Source organism: Falsiroseomonas stagni DSM 19981 (assembly GCF_900114315.1).
Taxonomy (GTDB): domain Bacteria; phylum Pseudomonadota; class Alphaproteobacteria; order Acetobacterales; family Acetobacteraceae; genus Falsiroseomonas; species Falsiroseomonas stagni.
This window is the reverse complement of the sequence record NZ_FOSQ01000006.1, coordinates 15,035-32,859: the sequence shown is the minus strand read 5'-3', so window position 1 is coordinate 32,859 and position 17,825 is coordinate 15,035. Positions and strand designations below refer to the sequence as shown.

Sequence of the window (17,825 nt, the reverse complement as noted above, 5' to 3'; positions counted from 1 at the left end):
CGCTAGACGGGGGCCATGGACATGCACCTGCCAACCCGGGAACCCAGCCGAGATCGGGGCCAGGAAGCCTATGCGCGCATTCGCGCCGCCATCCGGGACGGCACCCTCGCTCCCGGGTTGAGACTGACGGAAACGGACCTCGCCGCGCGCTTCGGCGTCTCCCGCACCCCCGTCCGCCAGGCCATCGCGCGGCTGGAGTCGGAGGGGCTTCTCACCCACGAGGCCCGCCGCGGCCTGACCGTCACGCGGCCGGACCACGCCCAGGTGGTCGAACTCTACGTCATGCGCGAAGTGCTCGAAGGTGCGGCCGCACGCCTGGCCGCGCAGCACGCCAGCGCGACGGAAATCGGCGCCATGGCGGAACTCGTCGCCTCCGAACCCGCCTGTTTCAACGATGCCCGCGCCCTGGCGGAGACCAACCAGCGCCTGCACGGCCTGCTCTACCTGGCCGCCCACAACCGCTACCTGCTGCGCAGCCTCGAACAGCTCGGCGCCACCATGGCCCTGCTGCCCACCCTGCTGACGGTGGGCGGCCGCGCCGCCCAGGCCCACGCCGAACACCAGGCCATCCTCGCCGCCCTGCAAGCCCGGAACGGGGAAGCCGCCGAGGCCGCCGCCCGCGCCCACGCCCAGGCCGCGCAACGCCACCGCCTGGCCTGGCTGGTGCGCACGGTGGGCGTGCCCTACGCGGCGCCGGGCGGGGTGTAGCGGAGCGGGGTTTGCTGGTGGTCCGCGGGGGAAACGCCGTTTCCCCCGCACCCCCTTTGCCAGGGGCCAGCGGGCCCCTGGACCCCAGGCTGTTCATCGATGGGTGATGGGAGGGGCATGGAGCGCGCGTCGAACAGGAACGCGCTCCGCGCCCCTCCCATCACCCATCGATTGACGGGGGATCGAAGGGGCCGCTGCCCCTTCGCAGGGGGTGCAGGGGGACGGCGTCCCACTGCAGATCAACCGGCGTCACCCCGCCCCGCTACACCCCGCCCGGCGCCCCGTTGGCGCCCGCATCGTGCCGCGCCAGGCTCACGCGCCGGCGCAGCAGGTTCGTGTCGCCGTCGCCGGTCATGGCGGGTTGGTAGGCGAGGGGGATGGTGTCCCGCATCCGGGTCCAGGTGGTGGCGTCGGTGCCCTCCGGCACAGCCACGGTGGTGACGCCGCAGCGCAGCAGGGCCGCGTACTGGTCGGAGATCACATGGCCGGTGGCGCGGATCTCCCCGGTGTAGCCGTGGTATTCGCGCAGCGCCCGGGCCTGGGTGAAGGCGCGGCCGTCGCGGTGCTTGGGCAGGGTCAGCGCGACCAGCGCCAGGCGGGGCAGCCAGGGCTTCAACGTGGCGGGGTTGGTGCCTGGCGGCAGGGCCACGCCGAGGGGCGCGTTGCGCCCGGCCAGCGTATCGCCTTCGCGCTGCAGCCGGTCGATCGACACCAGCGCCGCGCCTTCCGGCAGCGGCTCGTCATCCGCCACGCGGGCGAAGATGTCCTCGACCAGCCGGTCGCCATCAAGCAGGGGCATAGAGGGCTTCCTTGAAGGGCGCCGGGCCGATGCGGCGGTAGGTGTCCTTGAACAGCTCGCCGGGGCTGCGATGCGCGACATAGGTGCGGATCAGGGTTTCCACCGCATCCACCACGCTGTCGTAGCTGAAGGCCGGGCCGATCAGCTCGCCGATCGTCGCATCATTGGTCGCCGATCCGCCGAGGGTGATCTGGTACACCTCCTCCCCCCGCTTATCCACGCCGAGCAGCCCGATATGGCCGACATGGTGATGCCCGCAGGCGTTGATGCAGCCGGAGATGTTGACGTGCAGCGTCCCGATGTCCAGTTGCCGGTCGAGGCTCGCGAAGCGTTCGCTGATGCGCTGCGCCACGGGGATGCTGCGCGCTGTGGCCAGCGCGCAGTAATCCATGCCCGGGCAGGCGATGATGTCGCTGATCAGCCCGACATTCGGCGTGGCGAGCCCGTGCTGCTTCAGCCCCTGCCACAGCGCGTGCAGATCCTCCTGCCGTACATGGGGCAGTACCAGGTTCTGCACATGGCTGACGCGGATCTCACCGAAGGAGAAGGCCTCCGCCAGCTCCGCGATCGCCTCCATCTGGTCGGCGGAGGCATCGCCCGGGATGCCGCCGATCGGCTTGAGGGAGACGACGACGGAGGCGTAGCCCGGCGCGCGATGCGGGTGCGTGGAATTGCGCGCCCAGGTCGCGAAGGCCGCGTCGGCTTCCAGCGCGCGGCGGTAGCGCGGCGGATCGTCCTGCAGGTCCGCGAAGGGCGGCGGCGCGAAATGCGCGCGGATCGCGGCGACGATCGCGGGGTCCAGCCGGTAGTGGCCGGCGGGCATCGCCGCCAGCTCCTCCTCCACCAGGCGCCGGAATTCGTCGCCGAGGTCGCGCACCAGGATCTTGATGCGGGCCTTGTAGATGTTGTCGCGCTGGCCGAGCGCGTTGTAGACGCGCAGCACCGCTTCCATCGTCTTCAGGAAGTCGGCTTCCGGCACGAAGTCGAACAGCTTCGTGCCGATGATCGGCGTGCGCCCCAGCCCGCCACCCACCCAGATCTCGAAGCCGATCGCGCCGGCCGCGCCGCGCTTCGCCGTCACGCCGATGTCATGCACCTTGATCGCCGCGCGGTCATGCGGCGCGCCGGTGATGGCGATCTTGAACTTGCGGGGCAGGTAGGTGAATTCGGGGTGCAGCGTGGACCATTGCCGCAGGATCTCGGCATAGACGCGCGGGTCCACCAGCTCATCCTTCGCGGCGCCCGCGAATTCGTCGGTGGTGACGTTGCGCACGCAGTTCCCGCTGGTCTGGATCGCGTGCATGTCCACATCGGCCAGCGCCTGGAGGATGTCGATCACCTCCTCCAGCTTCGTCCAGTTGAACTGGATGTTCTGCCGCGTGGTGAAGTGCCCGAAGCCGCGGTCCCAGCGCCGCGCGATCTGGCCCAGCTGCCGCATCTGCCGGGCATCGATCACGCCATAGGGGATGGCGACGCGCAGCATGTAGGCGTGCAGTTGCAGGTAGAGGCCGTTCATCAGCCGCAGCGGCTTGAACTCGTCCTCGGTCAGTTCCCCGGACAGGCGCCGCGCCACCTGGTCGCGGAATTCAGCGATCCGCGCGGCCAGGAAGTCCCGGTCCACCTCGTCATAGCGATAGGTGCGGGCATGGGGCGGGATGGCGTGGGTGATCTGGTCCATGGCGGTCAGGAAGCCTGTCGCAGCGCCGCGCGCGGCTCGGCGTCAATGGAGGGTCCGGCCGCGCGCAGCCTTTCCCGGAATTTGAGCGGCACCGGCCCCGCCGTGACCTCCACGGTGTAGGCGGCGACGACGATCCGCGCCTTCTCCGCCGCCTGGCCGAGCGCGAGCGCCGCGGCGGCATCCGCGGCCGGGAAGACGCGCGCGCCGGCGACGTCGCCGGTCCAGCCCGCATCGGCCAGCCAAACCACGCGTCCGGAGCGGAGATCGTTGGCTGTGACCACCACCGGGGCGGTGGCAGGGCGGATCTTCGCCGGTGCGGACATGGCTGCTTCCTTCCCGGCGGCGTGGATCGCACGCCGCGATGACCTGGGACTTCCCAATTAACGCACAGACGCCGCGCGTTCAATGCGACTCACCCGTAAGAAATCGCGGAAAAGCAAAAAAAAGCTCTCCGTGTCGCGTGATAGACGGCACCGTTACCCCAAAGACCCTATTGTTGATCGTGCTGGAGTGTGGTTTTCTCTGATCGGCAAAACACACGATGGTATTTCGTGAATAAGCATTCAGCCCTCGGCCCTGCGCATGGTCCCCTGCCGGGCGAGGTCTGGCTGATCGGCGCTGGTCCGGGCGATCCCGGGCTCCTCACGCTCCGTGCTGCGGAAGCGCTGAAGCGCGCCGACCTGGTGTTGCACGATGCCCTGCCGGGCCGCGCCGTTCTCCGCCTCATCCGCCCGGGGGCGGAGATCGTGGCGGTCGGCAAGCGCAAGGGCGCGGCCCCCGTCAGCCAGGCCCGGATCAATGCCCGCCTTGTCGCCGGCGCGCGCGCGGGCCTCCGCGTCATCCGCCTCAAGGGCGGCGATCCCTTCGTCTTCGGGCGGGGTGGGGAGGAGGCGCAGGCGCTGGACGAGGCCGGCATTCCCTGGAAGGTGGTGCCCGGCGTTACCGCGGGCACCGCCGCCCCCGCCGCCGCCGGCATCCCACTCACGCATCGCGGCGTCGCCAGCGCCGTCACCTTCGTCACCGGCCATGATGAGGGTGGCAACCTGCCCGGCGCGGTGGATTGGCAGGTGCTCGCCCGGCTCGGCGGCACCATCGCCGCCTTCATGGCGCTGTCGCGGCTGGATGAGATCGCGCTGCAACTGCTCGCCGGTGGCCGCTCTCCCGCGACGCCGGTCGCCGTCATCGCCCAGGCGACGACGCCGGACCAGCAGGTGCTGCACACCACGCTCGGCACCTGCACCCTCGATGCCCGCCGGGCCAACCTGCCGACGCCGGCCCTGGTCGTGATCGGGGAGGTTGCCTCCCTCGCCCTGGGCGCGCCCCGGGCGGCCGCGGTGCCGCGCCGGGTCGCGCTATAGCGCACGGCCGCGTCAGGCCGCCGCGCGCAGCCCTCTCAGCAGCCCGTCCAGCGATTCGCGGAGCGCATCGCCCTGGCGCGTCACCTGGCCGGTGGCGTCGCGCAGCGTGCGCAGCGCCTGGCTGTTGGCATCCACGCCGGCGCTGACATGGGCGATGTTGGACGATACCTCCTGCGTCCCGACCGCCGTCTCCGCCACGTTGCGCGCGATCTCCCGCGTTGCCGCGCCCTGCTGTTCAACGGCGGCGGCGATCGTGGCGGCGATCTGGTCTACCTGCTCGATCACGCCGGCGATGCCGCGAATAGCCTCCACCGCCTCTCGCGTCGCGCCCTGGATGTCGGCGATCTGCTGGCCGATCTCCTCGGTCGCCCGCGCGGTCTGCCCGGCCAGGGCCTTCACCTCGGACGCCACCACGGCGAAGCCCTTGCCCGCATCGCCGGCGCGCGCGGCTTCGATGGTCGCGTTCAGCGCCAGCAGGTTCGTCTGGCCTGCGATGTCGCCGATCAGCTTCAGCACATCGCCGATCCGCCCGGCGGCCTCCGCCAGCCCCGTCATCCGGCCATTCGCCGCGCCCGCTTCCATCACGGCCTGGCGGCTGACCTCCGCGGCGCGCGCCACCTGCCGACTGATCTCCTGCACGGAGCCCGCCAGTTCCTCGGTCGCCGCCGCCACGGTCTGCACATTGACCGTCGCCTCCTCCGCCCCACGGGCAACGGCGTTCGCGCGGCTGGCCGTCTCATCCGCGTTGCCGGACAGGCTGGCGATGGACCCATCCAGCACCCCCGCGGACTGGCCGAGGCCCTTCACCACCGCGCCGAGCTGCGCCTCCACGCGCTCCGCCAACTCCCGCTGCGACGCCAGCCGCACGGCTTCGGCCGCCTGCCGCGCCTCCTCCGCCTCCGCCTCCAGCGCGCGGGCGCGCAGCAGGCCGGCGCGGAATGTCTCGGCGGAGCGTGCCATGGCGCCGATCTCGTCGTGCCGTTCGCCGCCCGGCACGGGGGCATCCAGCGCACCAGCCGCCATGCCGTCCATGCGCTGGCCAAGCGCCAGGATCGGCTGCGTCGTCGCCCGCCCGATCAGCACGGCAAGCGCGAGCCCCAGCGCTGTCGCCACCGCCGTGCCGACCAACAGCGTCACGCGCTGCGCCTGCGCCGCCGCCGCCGCATCGGCGGCCATGGCGGCGAAGCGGCGCTCCGCCGTCCCGCCCGCTTCGTTCACCATGGCGGATGCCTGGCCCAGCAGAGCCTCCAGCGCCCCGGCGCGGGCCTGCCGCGCTGTGATCGCGGCTTCCAGCCGTGCCTGCGCCTGCAGGATGGCGTCGCCCGCGGTGATGACGGATTGCGTCATCCGCAGCGCGCGGGCCGTCAGCAGGCTGTTGCCGGCGATTTCCTGCGCGATGGCCCGCAGCCGCCCGGCCTCCTCCGAGGCAAGGGCCGCGTCCCGCCGTTCCTCGCCGCCGGCGTAGCGGCCCGTCGCCCCCAGGATGACGGCGTAGCTCGCCTGCAGCCGCATGGCCTGGCCGACCATGCCGGCGTCGCCGCTGCGTCCCGCGATGTCCGCCAGGGTCGCGACCGGGCTGCCGAGCGCGCCGCTCGCCCCGGCCAGGGCGCCCGCGGCGGCGGCACGCTCCGCCTGCGCGTCCGCCAACGCGCGGCCCGCCTGCGGCACCGAACCGAGGCTGCCTGTCCCCGGGATCGCCGCCAGATGTCCCGCCAGGGCGTCGAGTTGCGCCAGCATCGCATCGCGTTCGGCGGCCGCGTCGCTGGCCTGGTAGGCGGCCAGCCGCTGGCGCGCATCCGCCACCGCCCGGGCCGCCGACGCCGTGCTGCCCAGCGTGGCAAAGGCGGCGTCGCGCCCTTCGTTTGCCACCCGCAGCCGTTCCGCCTTCACCAGTGCGAGGCTCGTCGCCAGGCCGAAAGCCGCGACGACGGCCAGGAAGCCGCCCAGCAGCTTGAACCGGATGGACCGGGGATCGAGGCGCATTGCCATGGTCCCGTCGTGCCGCTCAGGAGACCAGGCCGGTCATCCGCCGCACCGAATCGGCCCCGAAGACGGCGGACAGCCGCTCCCGCGCCGGGGCGGTGGCCGCGCGCATCGCGGCGCCGTCGACATCCGTCACCACCGTCATGCCCGATGCCCGCAACTGGTCCAGCCCCGCGCTTTCCATCCGGTCGGCCAGCTGGCGGGACGCAACCGCGCCGGCCGGCATCGCCGCCAGGATCAGCGCCCGGTCTGCCGCGGGCACCTCCTCCAGCACCTCGTTCGACACCGCCATGGCGGCAGGCGTGTAGACATGGCCGGTGAGCGACAGGTGCGACTGGAAGCGCTGCAACTGCGCCGCGACGATGATGTTGACGGGATTCTCCTGCGCCTCGAACCGCCCGGTGCGCAGCGCCTCGGGCAATTGCGGGAAGGGCAGGGCCTCCGCCGCCGCCCCCATGGCGCGGAAGCTTTCCATGATCGCCTCCGACAGCGGCACGCGGATCCGCAGGCCCCGCAAGGCCGACGGGTCGCGGATCGGTCGGTTGGCGGTGATGTGGCGGAAGCCGACCTCGCCCCAGGCGCCCACGACCAGTCCCTTGTCCCGCAGCAGCGCGGAACAGTGCTGGCCGAGCGCCCCATCCAGCGCGGTGCGCGCCTGCGCCGCATCCCGGAACAGGTAGGGTGTCTCCAGCAGCCCGACTTCCCTGACCAGCGCCGCCGTGGTGCCGACCGGCGCGATCGTCATGTCGAGCGTCCCCTCCGTCACCGCCTTCAGCATCTCCGCCTCGCTGCCCAGCGCCGAATTGGGCACGATCTCCAGCCCGTAGCGCCCGTCGCTCGCGGCCTTCAGCGCGGCATCGAAGCCCATGGCCGCGGCGTGCAGCACCGAATCGGTGGAGTTGTTGTGCCCAAGCCGGAAGCGCCGGCTCTGCGCCCGGGCCACGCGGGGCACAGCGAAGAGCATGGTGGCGGCGCCGAACGCGGCACGACGGGACAAGCGCATGAGAGTCTCCTCCGGTTGAGCAGCCGGAAGATGCCGTGACTTCCCTAGCATCGGCTTAAGCGCGGGCGCGTCGACCCAGGGCGCCGGCAGCGGAGACGCTCAGATCGCGAAGTTCAGCGGCTCCGTCGCCGGCCGCTTCAGCCCGGCGGCCTGGGCGCGCTTCAGCAGGTCGTCGAGCGTCAGCCCGGCGAAGCGTTCCCGCAGCCCGTCCTCCATCTCCCGCCACAACGGGGCCACCACCGCCACCTGCAGCTTGCCGGTCAGGTCGCCCGGCATCGCTTCCGGCTCCTCCGTCACTGCGCTGATGATCTCGATCAGCTTGATGTCGCGCGGCCGCCGCCCCAGCCGGTAGCCGCCGCGCGGCCCGCGCACGCTGTCCAGCAGCCCGGTCCGCGACAGCGCCTGGAAGACGGGCTCGATGCCCCGGCGCGCCGCGCCCATGCGCTCCGCCACCTCGGCGCCGCCCGTTACCTCTCCCCCGCGCCCGGCGTGGAATCCCACATCCAGCATTACGGCGATGGCGGTCATGACACGGTCCTGGCGGAGCAGCATTTTTCTCGAATCCCGCGGGGTGGAGAGGATGCTATCTACGGCTTTGCCGCGTGATTTACCAGCCCCGGCATGGACAGCACCCGCGGGCCGGGCCAGAACAGCCGCGTCAACGCCGCGCGCAGCCGAAGGCTTCCCCGCATGCCCGACCGTTCCAGCCGGAAATCCCCCCCCGCGCCCCGTTCCGTCGCTTCGCCCGGCCATGGCCGGGTCTATGGCAGCGTGCTGGAGATCGTGGGCAACACCCCGCTCGTCCGCCTGCCGCGGCTGGAGGCGAAGGAGGGGCTGGCCGCGCAGCTCGCCCTCAAGCTTGAATTCTTCAACCCGCTTGGCTCGGTCAAGGACCGCATCGGCCTGGCGATGGTGGAGGCGGCGGAGCGCGAGGGCCTGATCGCCCCCGGCCGTTCCACCCTGGTGGAGCCGACCTCCGGCAATACCGGCATCGCGCTGGCCTTCGTCGCCGCCGCCAAGGGCTACCGCCTGATCGTCGTCATGCCCGACGGCGCCAGCATCGAACGCCGCAAGATGATGAAGCTGATGGGGGCGGAGCTGGAACTCACCCCGGCCCGCCGCGGCATGGCCGGCGCCATCCAGCGGGCGGAGCAGATCATCGCCGCCACCCCCGGCGCCTGGATGCCGAAGCAGTTTGACAACCCCGCCAACCCCGCGGTGCATGAGGCGACGACGGCCGAGGAGATCTGGGCCGACACCGGCGGAGAGGTCGATGCCATCATCGCCGGCGTCGGCACCGGCGGCACGCTGACCGGCATCGCCCGCGCCCTGAAGCCGCGCCGCGCCACACTCCGCATCATCGGCGTGGAACCCGCCGAATCGGCGGTCCTGTCCGGTGAGGAACCGGGCCCGCACGACATCCAGGGCATCGGCGCCGGCTTCCGCCCCTCCGTCCTCGAACTGGAAAAGCTCGACGCGGTCATGCGCGTGTCGGAGCGCGAGGCCCTGGCCGCCGCCCGCGCCTGCGCGCGAGAGGAGGGGCTGCCCATCGGCATCTCCTCCGGCGCCGTGCTGCACGCGGCGCTGGAGGTGGCGCGCAACCCCGCGATGAAGGGGCGCCTGGTCGTCGGCGTCGCCGCGAGCTTTGCGGAACGCTACCTCAGCACCAGGCTGTTCGAGGGAATCTGAGGGCGCTCACCCCTCGCCGAACTGCAAGGCGGCTAGCCGGGCATAGAGGCCGCCCTCCCGCACCAGCGCCTCATGCGTGCCCATCGCCACGATGCGCCCGGCTTCCATCACCACGATGCGGTCGGCGTTGCGCACGGTGGCCAGGCGATGCGCCACCACCAGCGTGGTGCGGCCGCGGGAAAGCGCCTCCAGCGCCTGCTGCACCGCCTGCTCGCTTTCCGCATCCAGCGCGCTCGTCGCCTCATCCAGCAGCAGGATCGGCGCATCGCGCAGGATGGCGCGCGCGATCGCGATCCGCTGGCGCTGCCCGCCGGACAGCGTGACGCCCCGCGCGCCGAGATGCGTGTCGTAGCCCTGAGGCAGCCTTGCGATGAACCCGTCCGCCGCCGCCGCCTCCGCCGCCGCGCGCACCTCGGCATCGGTCGCGTCGGGCCGCCCGTAGCGGATATTCTCCGCGACGGAGGCCGAGAAGATCGCCGGATCCTGCGGCACGATTCCGATCCGCGCCCGCAGCGCCGCCGGATCGGCCTGTGCGACATCGACGCCATCGACCATCACGCGCCCGGCCTGCGGGTCATAGAAGCGCAGCAGCAACTGAAAGACCGTCGTCTTGCCGGCGCCCGATGGCCCCACCAGCGCCACCGTCTCCCCCGGCTCCACAATCAGCGAGAATCCGTCCAGCGCCGCCGTGTCCGGCCGCGTCGGGTAGCGGAAGCCCACCTCCTCGAAGGCCAGCCGCCCGGCCGCCGGCACGGGCAGCGCCACCGGATGGGCGGGCGCGGCGATGGCGGGCTTCGCCGCCAGGATTTCCAGCAGCCGGTCCGCGGCCGCCGCCGCGCGTTGGATCTCCCCCCACAGCTCGCTCATCGTCGCGCCCGAACTGGCCAGCAGGACCGCGTAGAAGACGAAGGCGGATAATTCGCCCCCGGTCATCCGCCCCGCCACCACATCCTGCCCGCCGACCCAGAGGCTGAAGGTGATGGCGCCGAAGCCGAACAGGATGACCGCCAGGATCAGCGCGGTGCGGGACGCGATGCGGCGCAGCGCCGCGCCCACGGACCGTTCCACCTCCTCCCCGAAGCGCTTGCGGTCCTGCGGTTCATGCGTGAAGGCCTGCACGATCCGCAGCCCGTTCAGCGCTTCCTCCGCCGTCGCCGCCAGGTCGGCCACCCGTTCCTGCGCGGTCCTGGACAGCCTGCGTTCCCGCCGCCCGAACAGCACCAGCGGCGCCACCACCAGCGGCAGCACCACCAGCATGATGCCGGCGAGCTTCGCGCTGGTCGCCACCAGCATCGCCAGCGCCCCCAGCCCCGTCAGCGCGTTGCGCAACCCCATGGAGATGGCGGAGCCGATCAGCGATTGCAGCAGCCCCACATCCGCCGTCATGCGGGACAGGATGTCGCCGGTGCGCGCCGTCTCGAAGAAGGCGGGGGACAGGGACAGCACATGGTCGAAGACCCTGCGCCGCAGATCCGCCGCCACCCGCTCCCCCAGCCATGACACCAGGTAGTACCGGGCCGATGTCGCCACCGCGAGCACGGCGACGATGCCCCCCATGGCCAGCGCGGCGCCGTTCAGCCCCTCAGCGCCCCCGCTGAAGCCGTTGTCGATCAGCCCCTTCAGCCCCTGGCCGATGGCCAGAGTCATGGCCGCGGCCAGCAGCAGCGCGACGCCGGCGCCGATGGCGCGCGGCAGGTACGGGCGAAGCTGCGGCAGCAGCAGGCGCAGCGAGGCGATCGGCGCGCGGGTGGGATTCGGGTTCACCCCCCCAAGGTGGCGCCTCCCCCTTCACTCGAAAAGCCCTCTCCCCAGCGGGGAGAGGGTTGGGTGAGGGGAGATCTACTTCAGGAAGTCAGGCTCGATCAGCCGCGGCAGCAGCAGCGCCATGTCCGGCCACATGATCAGCGTCGCCAGCACCGCCAGCATCGGCACCAGCATGATCATCGTGTCCTTCAGCGCATCCGTGATCCGGATGCCCGCCACCGAACAGGCGATCATCAGGCACAGCCCATAGGGCGGTGTCACCAGCCCGAAGGCCAGCGACACGATGGAGATCATCGCGAAGTGGATGGGGTGCAGCCCCGCATGTTCCGCCATGGGCTGCAGGATGGTGCCGACGATGATGATCGCCGGGATCGCATCCAGGAAGCACCCCACGATCAGGAACACGCCCGCGATGAAGAAGCCCGTCGCCACAGGCCCCATGTCCCAGGCGATGACGCCGGACAGCATGGCTTCCGGAATCTTGTAGTAGGCCAGCAGCCAGCCGAAGGCGGAGGCGGTGCCCACGCAGAACAGCGTGATGCCCGACAGCTTGCCCGTATCCATGAAGGCCGTCCGCAGGCCCTTCATGTCCATCTCCCGGTAGACGAAGATGGACAGCGCGCCGGCATAGAGCACCGCGATGCAGGCGGCTTCCGTCGCCGTGAACCAGCCGAAGATCTTGCCGCCGATGATGATGAAGGGCGTCATCAGTGCCGGCACCGCCACGATGAAGGCGGCGAAGAATTCGCGCAGCGTCGCCCGCGTATAGGTCGGGTAGTTCCGGATCTTGGCGTAGACATGCACGGTTGCCATCTGCGCCACGCCGATCAGCAGCCCCGGCAGCACGCCCGCCAGGAACAGCCCGCCGATCGACACCGTCAGCACCCCGCCCCAGACGATCATCAGGATCGACGGCGGGATGATGACGGCGAGCACTGCGGAGACGGCGGTGATGGCGACGGAGAAGCTGTCATCGTAGCCCTCCCGCCGCTGCGCATCGATGAAGATCTTGGACTGGCTGGCCGCGTCGGCGGTGGAACTGCCGGAGATGCCCGCGAAGAAGATCGAGAGCACGACATTGATCTGCGCCAGGCTGCCCGGCATGTGGCCGACGATGGCGCGGGAGAATCGCACCAGGCGGTCCGTGATCCCGCCGATGTTCATCAGGTTGGCGGCCAGCAGGAAGAAGGGTACCGCGATCAGGATGAAGCTGTTGAAGCCGTTGAAGGTCTCCTGCACTAGGATCATGGGCCAGAGGCGGTCTTCCAGCAGCAGCAGCGGCAGGCACGAAAGACCGAGTGCGACGGCGACGGGCACGCGCAGGAACAGCAGTCCGAAGAACCCGCCGAACAGGAACGCCGCGGCCTGCCCGGCCGTGAGGGTGGAGGCCATCATGCGCGCGGTTCCTCGGCACCGGTCAGCACCGCCAGGTCATCCCAGATGCGCTCGGCCATGAAGATCAGGAAGCTGAGGCCCGCGACGGGCCAGGCGATGTAGATGGTCCAGAGCGGGAGTTCCGCCAACTCGCTGATGCGGAACCAGGCGCTGTCCACGAATTCCCAGCCCCACCAGACGAAGACCAGGGCGAAGACCACGATGAAGAAGCCCGCCACCAGATCCGCCGCCGCCTTGCCGCGGCCCTTCAGGTTCGGGAAGAGGTCCACGTTGAAATGCGTGCCCTCCCGGATCGCGACCATGGCGCCGATCATCACGGTCCAGACCAGCAGGAAGCGGCTTGCTTCCTCCGTCCAGATGTAGCGCGGCAGCAGTTCGGTGAAGCGCGCGAAGATCTGCAGCGTGACAGGCGGGATGATGCTGGCGACCGAGAAGACCAGCAGCCATTCCAGGAAACGGGCATAGAGTTCGTTGAAGCGGCGAAGTGCGCCACGAACGCCGGATTGCGGCGCCATGCGATGATTCCTTGCAATCGGGCGGGGCAGGGCGGGGGGCGGGGTGGCGCGCGCCACCCCGCCCCTCAACTCACGAGGTGATGGCGTTGATACGGGACTGGATGCCCTCGGCATCGATTTCCCGCGCATAGGCGGCCATCACCGGCAGCACGGCCGCGTTCATCTGCGCGCGCTCGGTGAAGGGGATGCGCCGCAGCCGGCCGGCGGCTTCCAGCGCCGCCACCTTCTGCTCATCCTCGCTGCTCTCGGTCTGGCGGCCGAAGACGCCGGCTTCGCGACCCGCGCGCCGGATCGCCTCCTGCAACTCCCGCGGCAGCCGCGCGAGCGTCTGGGAGGAGAAGCAGAGCGGGCGGATGGTGATGGCGTGCTGCGTCATCAGCAGGTTCGGCCCCACCTCGAAGAACCGCATCTGCTCGACACCCGCGGCCTCGTTCTCGCCGGCCTCGATGACGTTGTTCTGGATGGCGTTGTAGACCTCGTTATAGGCGATGACCTGAGGCGCCATGCCGATCGCCTGGAAGGTGCGGCTCCAGATCGGCGCGCCCTGGACGCGCACGCGAAGCCCGCGCAGCTCCGCCATGTTGCGCGCGGGGCGGGAGGAGAAGATGTTGCGGATGCCGCCGCCGGCATAGCCGATCAGCTCCACCCGCGCGCGCCGCGCCACCTCATCCGCCACCGGCTTGAACAGATCCTGGTCCAGCACCGTGTTCCAATGCGCGAGGTCGCGGAACAGGAAGGGCGCGTCGATGAAGGGCGCCGCGCGGCTGAAGGTCGACATGTGCGCGGGGCTGACGATGGCGTAGTCCACCGCGCGGCCGGCCGACATGTATTCGAAGAACTGCTTCTCCAGCCCCAGGGAGCTGTTCTTGTGCATGACGAAGTTGATCGGCCGCCCGTAATACTGCTTCACCAGCTCCTCGAACCGCGTCATGCAGCGGTTGAAGACGTGGTCGTCATTGAACTGGCTGGCGCCGTTCAGCGTGACCGGGGCCTGGGCGATGACGACGTTGGGCGCGGCCAGCAGGCCGGAGGCAGCGGCGATGCCGCCGAGCAAGGCGCGACGTTCCATGAACTTTCTCCCCATTGGTGCGGCCGGGTCATGCGCCCGGCTCCGGCGGAGAGGCTAGCGCGGTCCCGCCCCGCTTGGGAACCGCCTAGTTACCGGGATTCCGCCACCCATTTGAGGATGTGCCGCGCCACCAGGCAGCGTGTTCCATCGGCCTTCACGACCTCGCAGGCCGCTTCGCTCCGCCCCCTGGTGCTGTCCGTGCTCTCCACGATGTAATGCGCGGTCAGCGTATCGCCCACGAAGACCGGCGCCAGGAATCGCACGCGGTCATAGCCGATCGAGACCGGCACCCCCTCCGCCCCCGCCGCGATGGCGCGCTGCGCGATGCGGGACGCGGTGGAGGACAGCAGCCCCAGCACCAGCGCCCCATGGGCGATCCGCTGTCCATAGGCGGTGCGGGCGGCATAGGCCTCGTCCACATGCAGCGGGTCATGGTCCCCGGTGATCTCCGCCGTCAGCAGCAGGTCGCGCTCCGTCACCGTCTTGCTGAAACGCTCCTCCGCCCCCGGCTCGATGCCGAGCTTCACAGCGCCGCCAGCCGGGGATTGGCGGGCTTGCCGGCCTTGCCCGCGATCTCTGCCGCCAGCCCCATCCGCGCCGGGTCGAACAGCCGCGCATCCATCGCCCGCAGATCGGCCGCCACCGCGGGCCGGAAGCCCATCCGCCCGGCCACCGCCTCCACGGTCAGCCCCGGCGCGATCTCCACCAGTTCCGGCCCCGAATCGCCCAGCCGGAACACCGCCGCCTCCGTCACATAGAGCACCGGCTGCCCCCGGCTGCGGGCATAGGCGCCGGAGAAGGTGATCTGTTCCACCTGCGCCACCGCCTTGGGTTTCCCCCCGGCCGTCAGCGTGCCACCGAACACCACGCGCTTGGCGTTCTGGCTGATGTTGATGAAGCCGCCCGGCCCGATCAGCTTGTCCCCGAAGCGGGAGACGTTGACATTCCCCGCCGCGTCGAATTCCGCGAAGGACAGGAAGGCCAGATCGAGCCCCCCGCCATCGTAGAAGTCGAACTGGTAGGGCTGGTCGAGCTGCGCATCCGGGTTCATCGCCGCCCCGGCATCCCCCCCGCTCGCCGGCGCGCCGCCGACATTGCCCTGCTCGTTGGTCAGGCAGATGGCGTCCAGGCACCCTTCCTCCGCCGCCACATTGGCGATGCCGGTGAAGATGCCGGAGCCGAGGTTGCAGATGGCGCGGGGGAACAATTCCAGCGCCCCGCGCCGGGCCACCACTTTCCGGGCGTCCTGCTTCAGCACGGGAATGTCGTCGAGCGGGATGCGGAGTTCGCCCGAATAGGCGGTGGAATAGGGCACCAGGAAGGTCTGTTCCTGCGCGGGCTCCACCACCACCAGATCCACCAGGATGCCGGGGATCTTCACCATCTTCGGGTGCAGCGTGCCCCGCGCCGCCATCCGCTTCACCTGCACCACCACGATACCGCCGCAGCGCTTCGTCGCCTGCGCCTCGCTCAGCATCTCCAGCGTCACCGCCTCCTGCTCCATGGAGACGTTGCCATCCTCATCCGCCGTGGTGCCGCGCAGGAAGGCGATGTCGATGTGATAGGGCTTGAAGAACAGCATCTCCTCGCCCCGCACGATCTCCAGCGTCACCAGGTCTTCCCGGGCGCAGGCGCTCTGCCGTCCGCCCTGCAGGCGCGGATCGACGAAGGTGTGCAGCCCGGTCTTCGTGAACAGCCCCATCCGCCCCGCCGCCATCTCCCGCATCAACTGGGAGAGTGCGCCCTGCGGCAGGGACCAGGCCTCGATCTCGTTGTCCAGGGCCATGCGCCCCACGGGCGGGCTGTTGACGAAGCTGCCCGCGATGTTGCGCCGCAGCAGCCCCTTCTGCGCCAGATGCCCCATGCCCCGATGGCCGCCATCGCCCACCCCCACGGGATGCAGCGCCGTGATCCCGCGCGGCGATGCCTCATCCCGGAAGCGCTGCCCGAGTGCCGCCAGCAGCGCATCCGGCACCGCATGGCCGCCGCCCGACCCGCCGATCAGCAGCGTGTCGCCATCCCGCACCAGCGAAGCCGCCTGCGCGGCCGAGACCCTGCGCATCCCGCCCATTCCCTCCGGTTCATTTGCGGCTACCCTATCCCCCAACCAACGGGGATGGAAACGCATGGACGGGCAGGTCACGCTGGCCAGGGATGGCGCCGTCGCGCTGCTGACGCTCGACCGCCCCGCCAAGCACAACGCCATCACCAACGCGATGGCCGACCAGTTGGCCGCCCATGCCCACACGATCAACGCCGATGACACGATTCGCGCCGTGCTGCTGGAAGGTGCCGGCCCCCGCGCCTTCTGCGCCGGCATGGACCTCAAGGCGATCGAGGCGTTTCCGACCGCCTGGGATTTCCGCCACCGCCCGGACTATCCCGGCGCCGTGCGCTCCATCCGCAAGCCCGTCATCGCCGCGCTGAAGGGCTGGGCGCTGGGCGGCGGCTTCGAACTCGCACTTGCCGCCGATATCCGCCTGGCCGCCCCCTCCACCCGCATCGGCTTCCCGGAGGTGACGCGCGGCTGGGTCGGCGGCGGCGGCGCGAGCCAGCTCCTCCCCCGCCTCATCGGCCAGGGCCAGGCCCTGCGCCTGCTGCTGACCGGCGACACCATCGATGCGGAGGAAGCCCAGCGCCTGCGCCTGGTCGAACAGATCGTCGCGGAGGATGCGCTGCCGGCCGCGGCCCGCGCGCTGTGCGAAAGGATCGCGTCCTTCCCCCCCGTCGCCACCCAGGCCGTGAAGGCCGCGGTGCGCCAATCCTTCGAGGCCCCGCTCACCGCCGGCCTCGCCTATGAGAACGAACTCAACGTCCTCTGCCTCGCGGCATTGCGTGAAGGGACCGCCCCATGATCGGCATCGGCATCATCGGCCTCGGCATGGCCTCCCAGCCCCACATGCTGGCGCTCAAGGACCTGGAGGCGGCGGGCCAGGCCCGCATCGCCGGCGGCTTCTCCCCGAGTGCCGATCGCCGCGCGGCCTTCGCCGCCCGCTGGTCGGTGCCGGTCTTCGACACGCTGGATGGCGTCATCGCCGCCAGCGACCTGCTGCTGGTGCTGACACCCCCCGGCACCCACCTGCCGCTGATCCAGGCCGCCGCGGCCGCGGGGCGGCATGTGCTGGTTGAAAAGCCGCTGGAGATCACCGCGGAACGCGCCCAGCGGATGCTGGATGCCGCCGGCGGCATCACGCTCGCGGTGGTGTTCCAGCACCGCTTCCGCCCGGCCTCGCTGCGCCTGAAGCAGGTGATCGATTCCGGCGCATTGGGGAAGCTTCTCTCCTGCTCCGCCTCCATCCGCTGGTGGCGGGACGCCGCCTATTTCGCCCAACCCGGAAGGGGAATGAAGGCGCGCGATGGCGGCGGCGTGCTGCTCACGCAGTCCATCCACACGCTCGATCTGCTGCTGCACCTCGCCGGCCCCGTGGACCGCCTGGCGGCCCTCGCCGTCACCAGCCCGCTGCGGTCCATCGATACGGAGGACATCGCGGCGGCCACCCTCCACTTCGCCAATGGCGCCATCGGCGTGCTGGACGCGACGACGGTGGCGGAGCCCGGCTTCCCCGAACGGATCGAGATCGCGGGCACCAGCGGCAGCGCCGTGCTGGTCGCCGAGCGCCTGGAACTCCACCTCAAGGGCCAGCCCGTCGAAACCCTGGACCGGGGCATGGCCGGCGGCGGCGGGGCGGACCCCATGGCCTTCGACCACGGCCCCCACCGTTCCATGATCGCGGAGGTCCTGGCGGCGATCGCGGAAAAACGTCCACCCAGCAACAGCGGTGCCTCCGGCCTTTTCGCTCAGCGGACGATCGAGGCCATTCTCCGCAGTGCGAAGGACGGAAGCTTCGTCACGCTGTAGCCCCC

The 17,825-nt window shown here is 70.8% G+C and carries 17 protein-coding genes; 5 read left to right on the top strand and 12 right to left on the bottom strand.

Features of this window, described 5'->3' with window-relative positions; translation table 11 throughout:
* Positions 1-15: 15 nt before the first annotated feature.
* Complete coding sequence (locus BM041_RS16015) at positions 16-708, top strand: GntR family transcriptional regulator (RefSeq protein WP_217648738.1); 693 nt, start codon at positions 16-18, stop codon at positions 706-708.
* Positions 709-970: 262 nt separating this feature from the next.
* Here BM041_RS16015 and BM041_RS16010 read toward each other — a convergent pair whose 3' ends face one another.
* The 3 genes from BM041_RS16010 to BM041_RS16000 are packed head-to-tail and all read right to left on the bottom strand — an operon-like array spanning position 971 to position 3,508.
* On the bottom strand, positions 971-1,507 hold the full coding sequence (locus tag BM041_RS16010; RefSeq protein WP_092960896.1) for a DUF934 domain-containing protein: 537 nt from the start codon (positions 1,505-1,507) through the stop codon (positions 971-973).
* On the bottom strand, positions 1,494-3,185 hold the full coding sequence (locus tag BM041_RS16005; protein WP_092960895.1) for a nitrite/sulfite reductase: 1,692 nt from the start codon (positions 3,183-3,185) through the stop codon (positions 1,494-1,496). Before BM041_RS16005 ends, BM041_RS16010 begins: the two co-directional genes overlap by 14 nt.
* A 5-nt stretch (positions 3,186-3,190) precedes the next feature.
* Positions 3,191-3,508: a DUF2849 domain-containing protein gene (locus tag BM041_RS16000; RefSeq protein ID WP_092960894.1), complete on the bottom strand. Its 318-nt coding sequence runs from the start codon at positions 3,506-3,508 to the stop codon at positions 3,191-3,193.
* Positions 3,509-3,736: 228 nt separating this feature from the next.
* Here BM041_RS16000 and cobA point away from each other — a divergent pair, with 228 nt between their 5' ends.
* Positions 3,737-4,543, top strand: a complete 807-nt coding sequence (cobA, locus tag BM041_RS15995; RefSeq protein WP_092960893.1) for a uroporphyrinogen-III C-methyltransferase — start codon at positions 3,737-3,739, stop codon at positions 4,541-4,543.
* 12 nt (positions 4,544-4,555) lie between these two features.
* Here the strand turns inward: cobA and BM041_RS15990 are convergent, their stop codons facing one another.
* The 3 genes from BM041_RS15990 to BM041_RS15980 all read right to left on the bottom strand — a co-directional run bounded on the left by BM041_RS15990 (position 4,556) and on the right by BM041_RS15980 (position 8,081).
* Entirely contained in the window at positions 4,556-6,532 is a 1,977-nt protein-coding gene (locus BM041_RS15990) for a methyl-accepting chemotaxis protein (RefSeq protein ID WP_092960892.1), read from the bottom strand.
* A gap of 16 nt (positions 6,533-6,548) precedes the next feature.
* Positions 6,549-7,529: a TRAP transporter substrate-binding protein gene (locus tag BM041_RS15985; protein WP_175533967.1), complete on the bottom strand. Its 981-nt coding sequence runs from the start codon at positions 7,527-7,529 to the stop codon at positions 6,549-6,551.
* 99 nt (positions 7,530-7,628) lie between these two features.
* Positions 7,629-8,081, bottom strand: a complete 453-nt coding sequence (locus BM041_RS15980; RefSeq protein WP_092960890.1) for an RrF2 family transcriptional regulator — start codon at positions 8,079-8,081, stop codon at positions 7,629-7,631.
* Between the two features lie 138 nt (positions 8,082-8,219).
* Here BM041_RS15980 and cysK point away from each other — a divergent pair, with 138 nt between their 5' ends.
* Positions 8,220-9,218 (top strand): cysteine synthase A, encoded by a 999-nt coding sequence (gene cysK, locus BM041_RS15975; protein WP_092961175.1) that lies wholly within the window; start codon positions 8,220-8,222, stop codon positions 9,216-9,218.
* 6 nt (positions 9,219-9,224) lie between these two features.
* Here the strand turns inward: cysK and BM041_RS15970 are convergent, their stop codons facing one another.
* The 6 genes from BM041_RS15970 to BM041_RS15945 form a co-directional block, all read right to left on the bottom strand.
* Positions 9,225-10,982 (bottom strand): ABC transporter transmembrane domain-containing protein, encoded by a 1,758-nt coding sequence (locus BM041_RS15970; protein ID WP_092960889.1) that lies wholly within the window; start codon positions 10,980-10,982, stop codon positions 9,225-9,227.
* A gap of 75 nt (positions 10,983-11,057) precedes the next feature.
* Positions 11,058-12,377: a TRAP transporter large permease gene (locus BM041_RS15965; RefSeq protein WP_092960888.1), complete on the bottom strand. Its 1,320-nt coding sequence runs from the start codon at positions 12,375-12,377 to the stop codon at positions 11,058-11,060.
* A complete protein-coding gene (locus BM041_RS15960) occupies positions 12,374-12,892 on the bottom strand; it encodes a TRAP transporter small permease (RefSeq protein WP_092960887.1) in 519 nt (172 codons plus the stop codon). The genes BM041_RS15965 and BM041_RS15960 overlap by 4 nt, the downstream gene beginning before the upstream one ends.
* A 70-nt stretch (positions 12,893-12,962) precedes the next feature.
* Positions 12,963-13,961 (bottom strand): TRAP transporter substrate-binding protein, encoded by a 999-nt coding sequence (locus BM041_RS15955; protein ID WP_092960886.1) that lies wholly within the window; start codon positions 13,959-13,961, stop codon positions 12,963-12,965.
* Positions 13,962-14,050: 89 nt separating this feature from the next.
* Entirely contained in the window at positions 14,051-14,488 is a 438-nt protein-coding gene (locus BM041_RS15950) for a MaoC/PaaZ C-terminal domain-containing protein (protein WP_092960885.1), read from the bottom strand.
* Positions 14,485-16,023: an acyl CoA:acetate/3-ketoacid CoA transferase gene (locus BM041_RS15945; RefSeq protein ID WP_092961174.1), complete on the bottom strand. Its 1,539-nt coding sequence runs from the start codon at positions 16,021-16,023 to the stop codon at positions 14,485-14,487. The genes BM041_RS15950 and BM041_RS15945 overlap by 4 nt, the downstream gene beginning before the upstream one ends.
* 64 nt (positions 16,024-16,087) lie before the next feature.
* Here BM041_RS15945 and BM041_RS15940 point away from each other — a divergent pair, with 64 nt between their 5' ends.
* Positions 16,088-16,816: an enoyl-CoA hydratase/isomerase family protein gene (locus tag BM041_RS15940; protein WP_092960884.1), complete on the top strand. Its 729-nt coding sequence runs from the start codon at positions 16,088-16,090 to the stop codon at positions 16,814-16,816.
* Positions 16,813-17,820 carry a Gfo/Idh/MocA family protein gene (locus BM041_RS15935; protein ID WP_092960883.1) on the top strand — a complete coding sequence of 336 codons (1,008 nt, stop codon included), beginning with the start codon at positions 16,813-16,815 and terminating at the stop codon, positions 17,818-17,820. The genes BM041_RS15940 and BM041_RS15935 overlap by 4 nt, the downstream gene beginning before the upstream one ends.
* The last annotated feature ends 5 nt before the right edge of the window (positions 17,821-17,825 follow it).

Coding starts and splice junctions, on each gene's coding strand:
- BM041_RS15960 (WP_092960887.1), bottom strand. CDS start 12,892: ATGGCGCCGCAATCCGGCGTTCGTGGCGCACTTCGCCGCTTCAACGAA.
- BM041_RS15940 (WP_092960884.1), top strand. CDS start 16,088: ATGGACGGGCAGGTCACGCTGGCCAGGGATGGCGCCGTCGCGCTGCTG.
- BM041_RS15935 (WP_092960883.1), top strand. CDS start 16,813: ATGATCGGCATCGGCATCATCGGCCTCGGCATGGCCTCCCAGCCCCAC.
- BM041_RS15985 (WP_175533967.1), bottom strand. CDS start 7,529: ATGCGCTTGTCCCGTCGTGCCGCGTTCGGCGCCGCCACCATGCTCTTC.
- BM041_RS15965 (WP_092960888.1), bottom strand. CDS start 12,377: ATGATGGCCTCCACCCTCACGGCCGGGCAGGCCGCGGCGTTCCTGTTC.
- BM041_RS16005 (WP_092960895.1), bottom strand. CDS start 3,185: ATGGACCAGATCACCCACGCCATCCCGCCCCATGCCCGCACCTATCGC.
- BM041_RS16010 (WP_092960896.1), bottom strand. CDS start 1,507: ATGCCCCTGCTTGATGGCGACCGGCTGGTCGAGGACATCTTCGCCCGC.
- BM041_RS15990 (WP_092960892.1), bottom strand. CDS start 6,532: ATGGCAATGCGCCTCGATCCCCGGTCCATCCGGTTCAAGCTGCTGGGC.
- BM041_RS16015 (WP_217648738.1), top strand. CDS start 16: ATGGACATGCACCTGCCAACCCGGGAACCCAGCCGAGATCGGGGCCAG.
- BM041_RS15955 (WP_092960886.1), bottom strand. CDS start 13,961: ATGGAACGTCGCGCCTTGCTCGGCGGCATCGCCGCTGCCTCCGGCCTG.
- BM041_RS16000 (WP_092960894.1), bottom strand. CDS start 3,508: ATGTCCGCACCGGCGAAGATCCGCCCTGCCACCGCCCCGGTGGTGGTC.
- cysK (WP_092961175.1), top strand. CDS start 8,220: ATGCCCGACCGTTCCAGCCGGAAATCCCCCCCCGCGCCCCGTTCCGTC.
- BM041_RS15945 (WP_092961174.1), bottom strand. CDS start 16,023: ATGCGCAGGGTCTCGGCCGCGCAGGCGGCTTCGCTGGTGCGGGATGGC.
- BM041_RS15980 (WP_092960890.1), bottom strand. CDS start 8,081: ATGCTGCTCCGCCAGGACCGTGTCATGACCGCCATCGCCGTAATGCTG.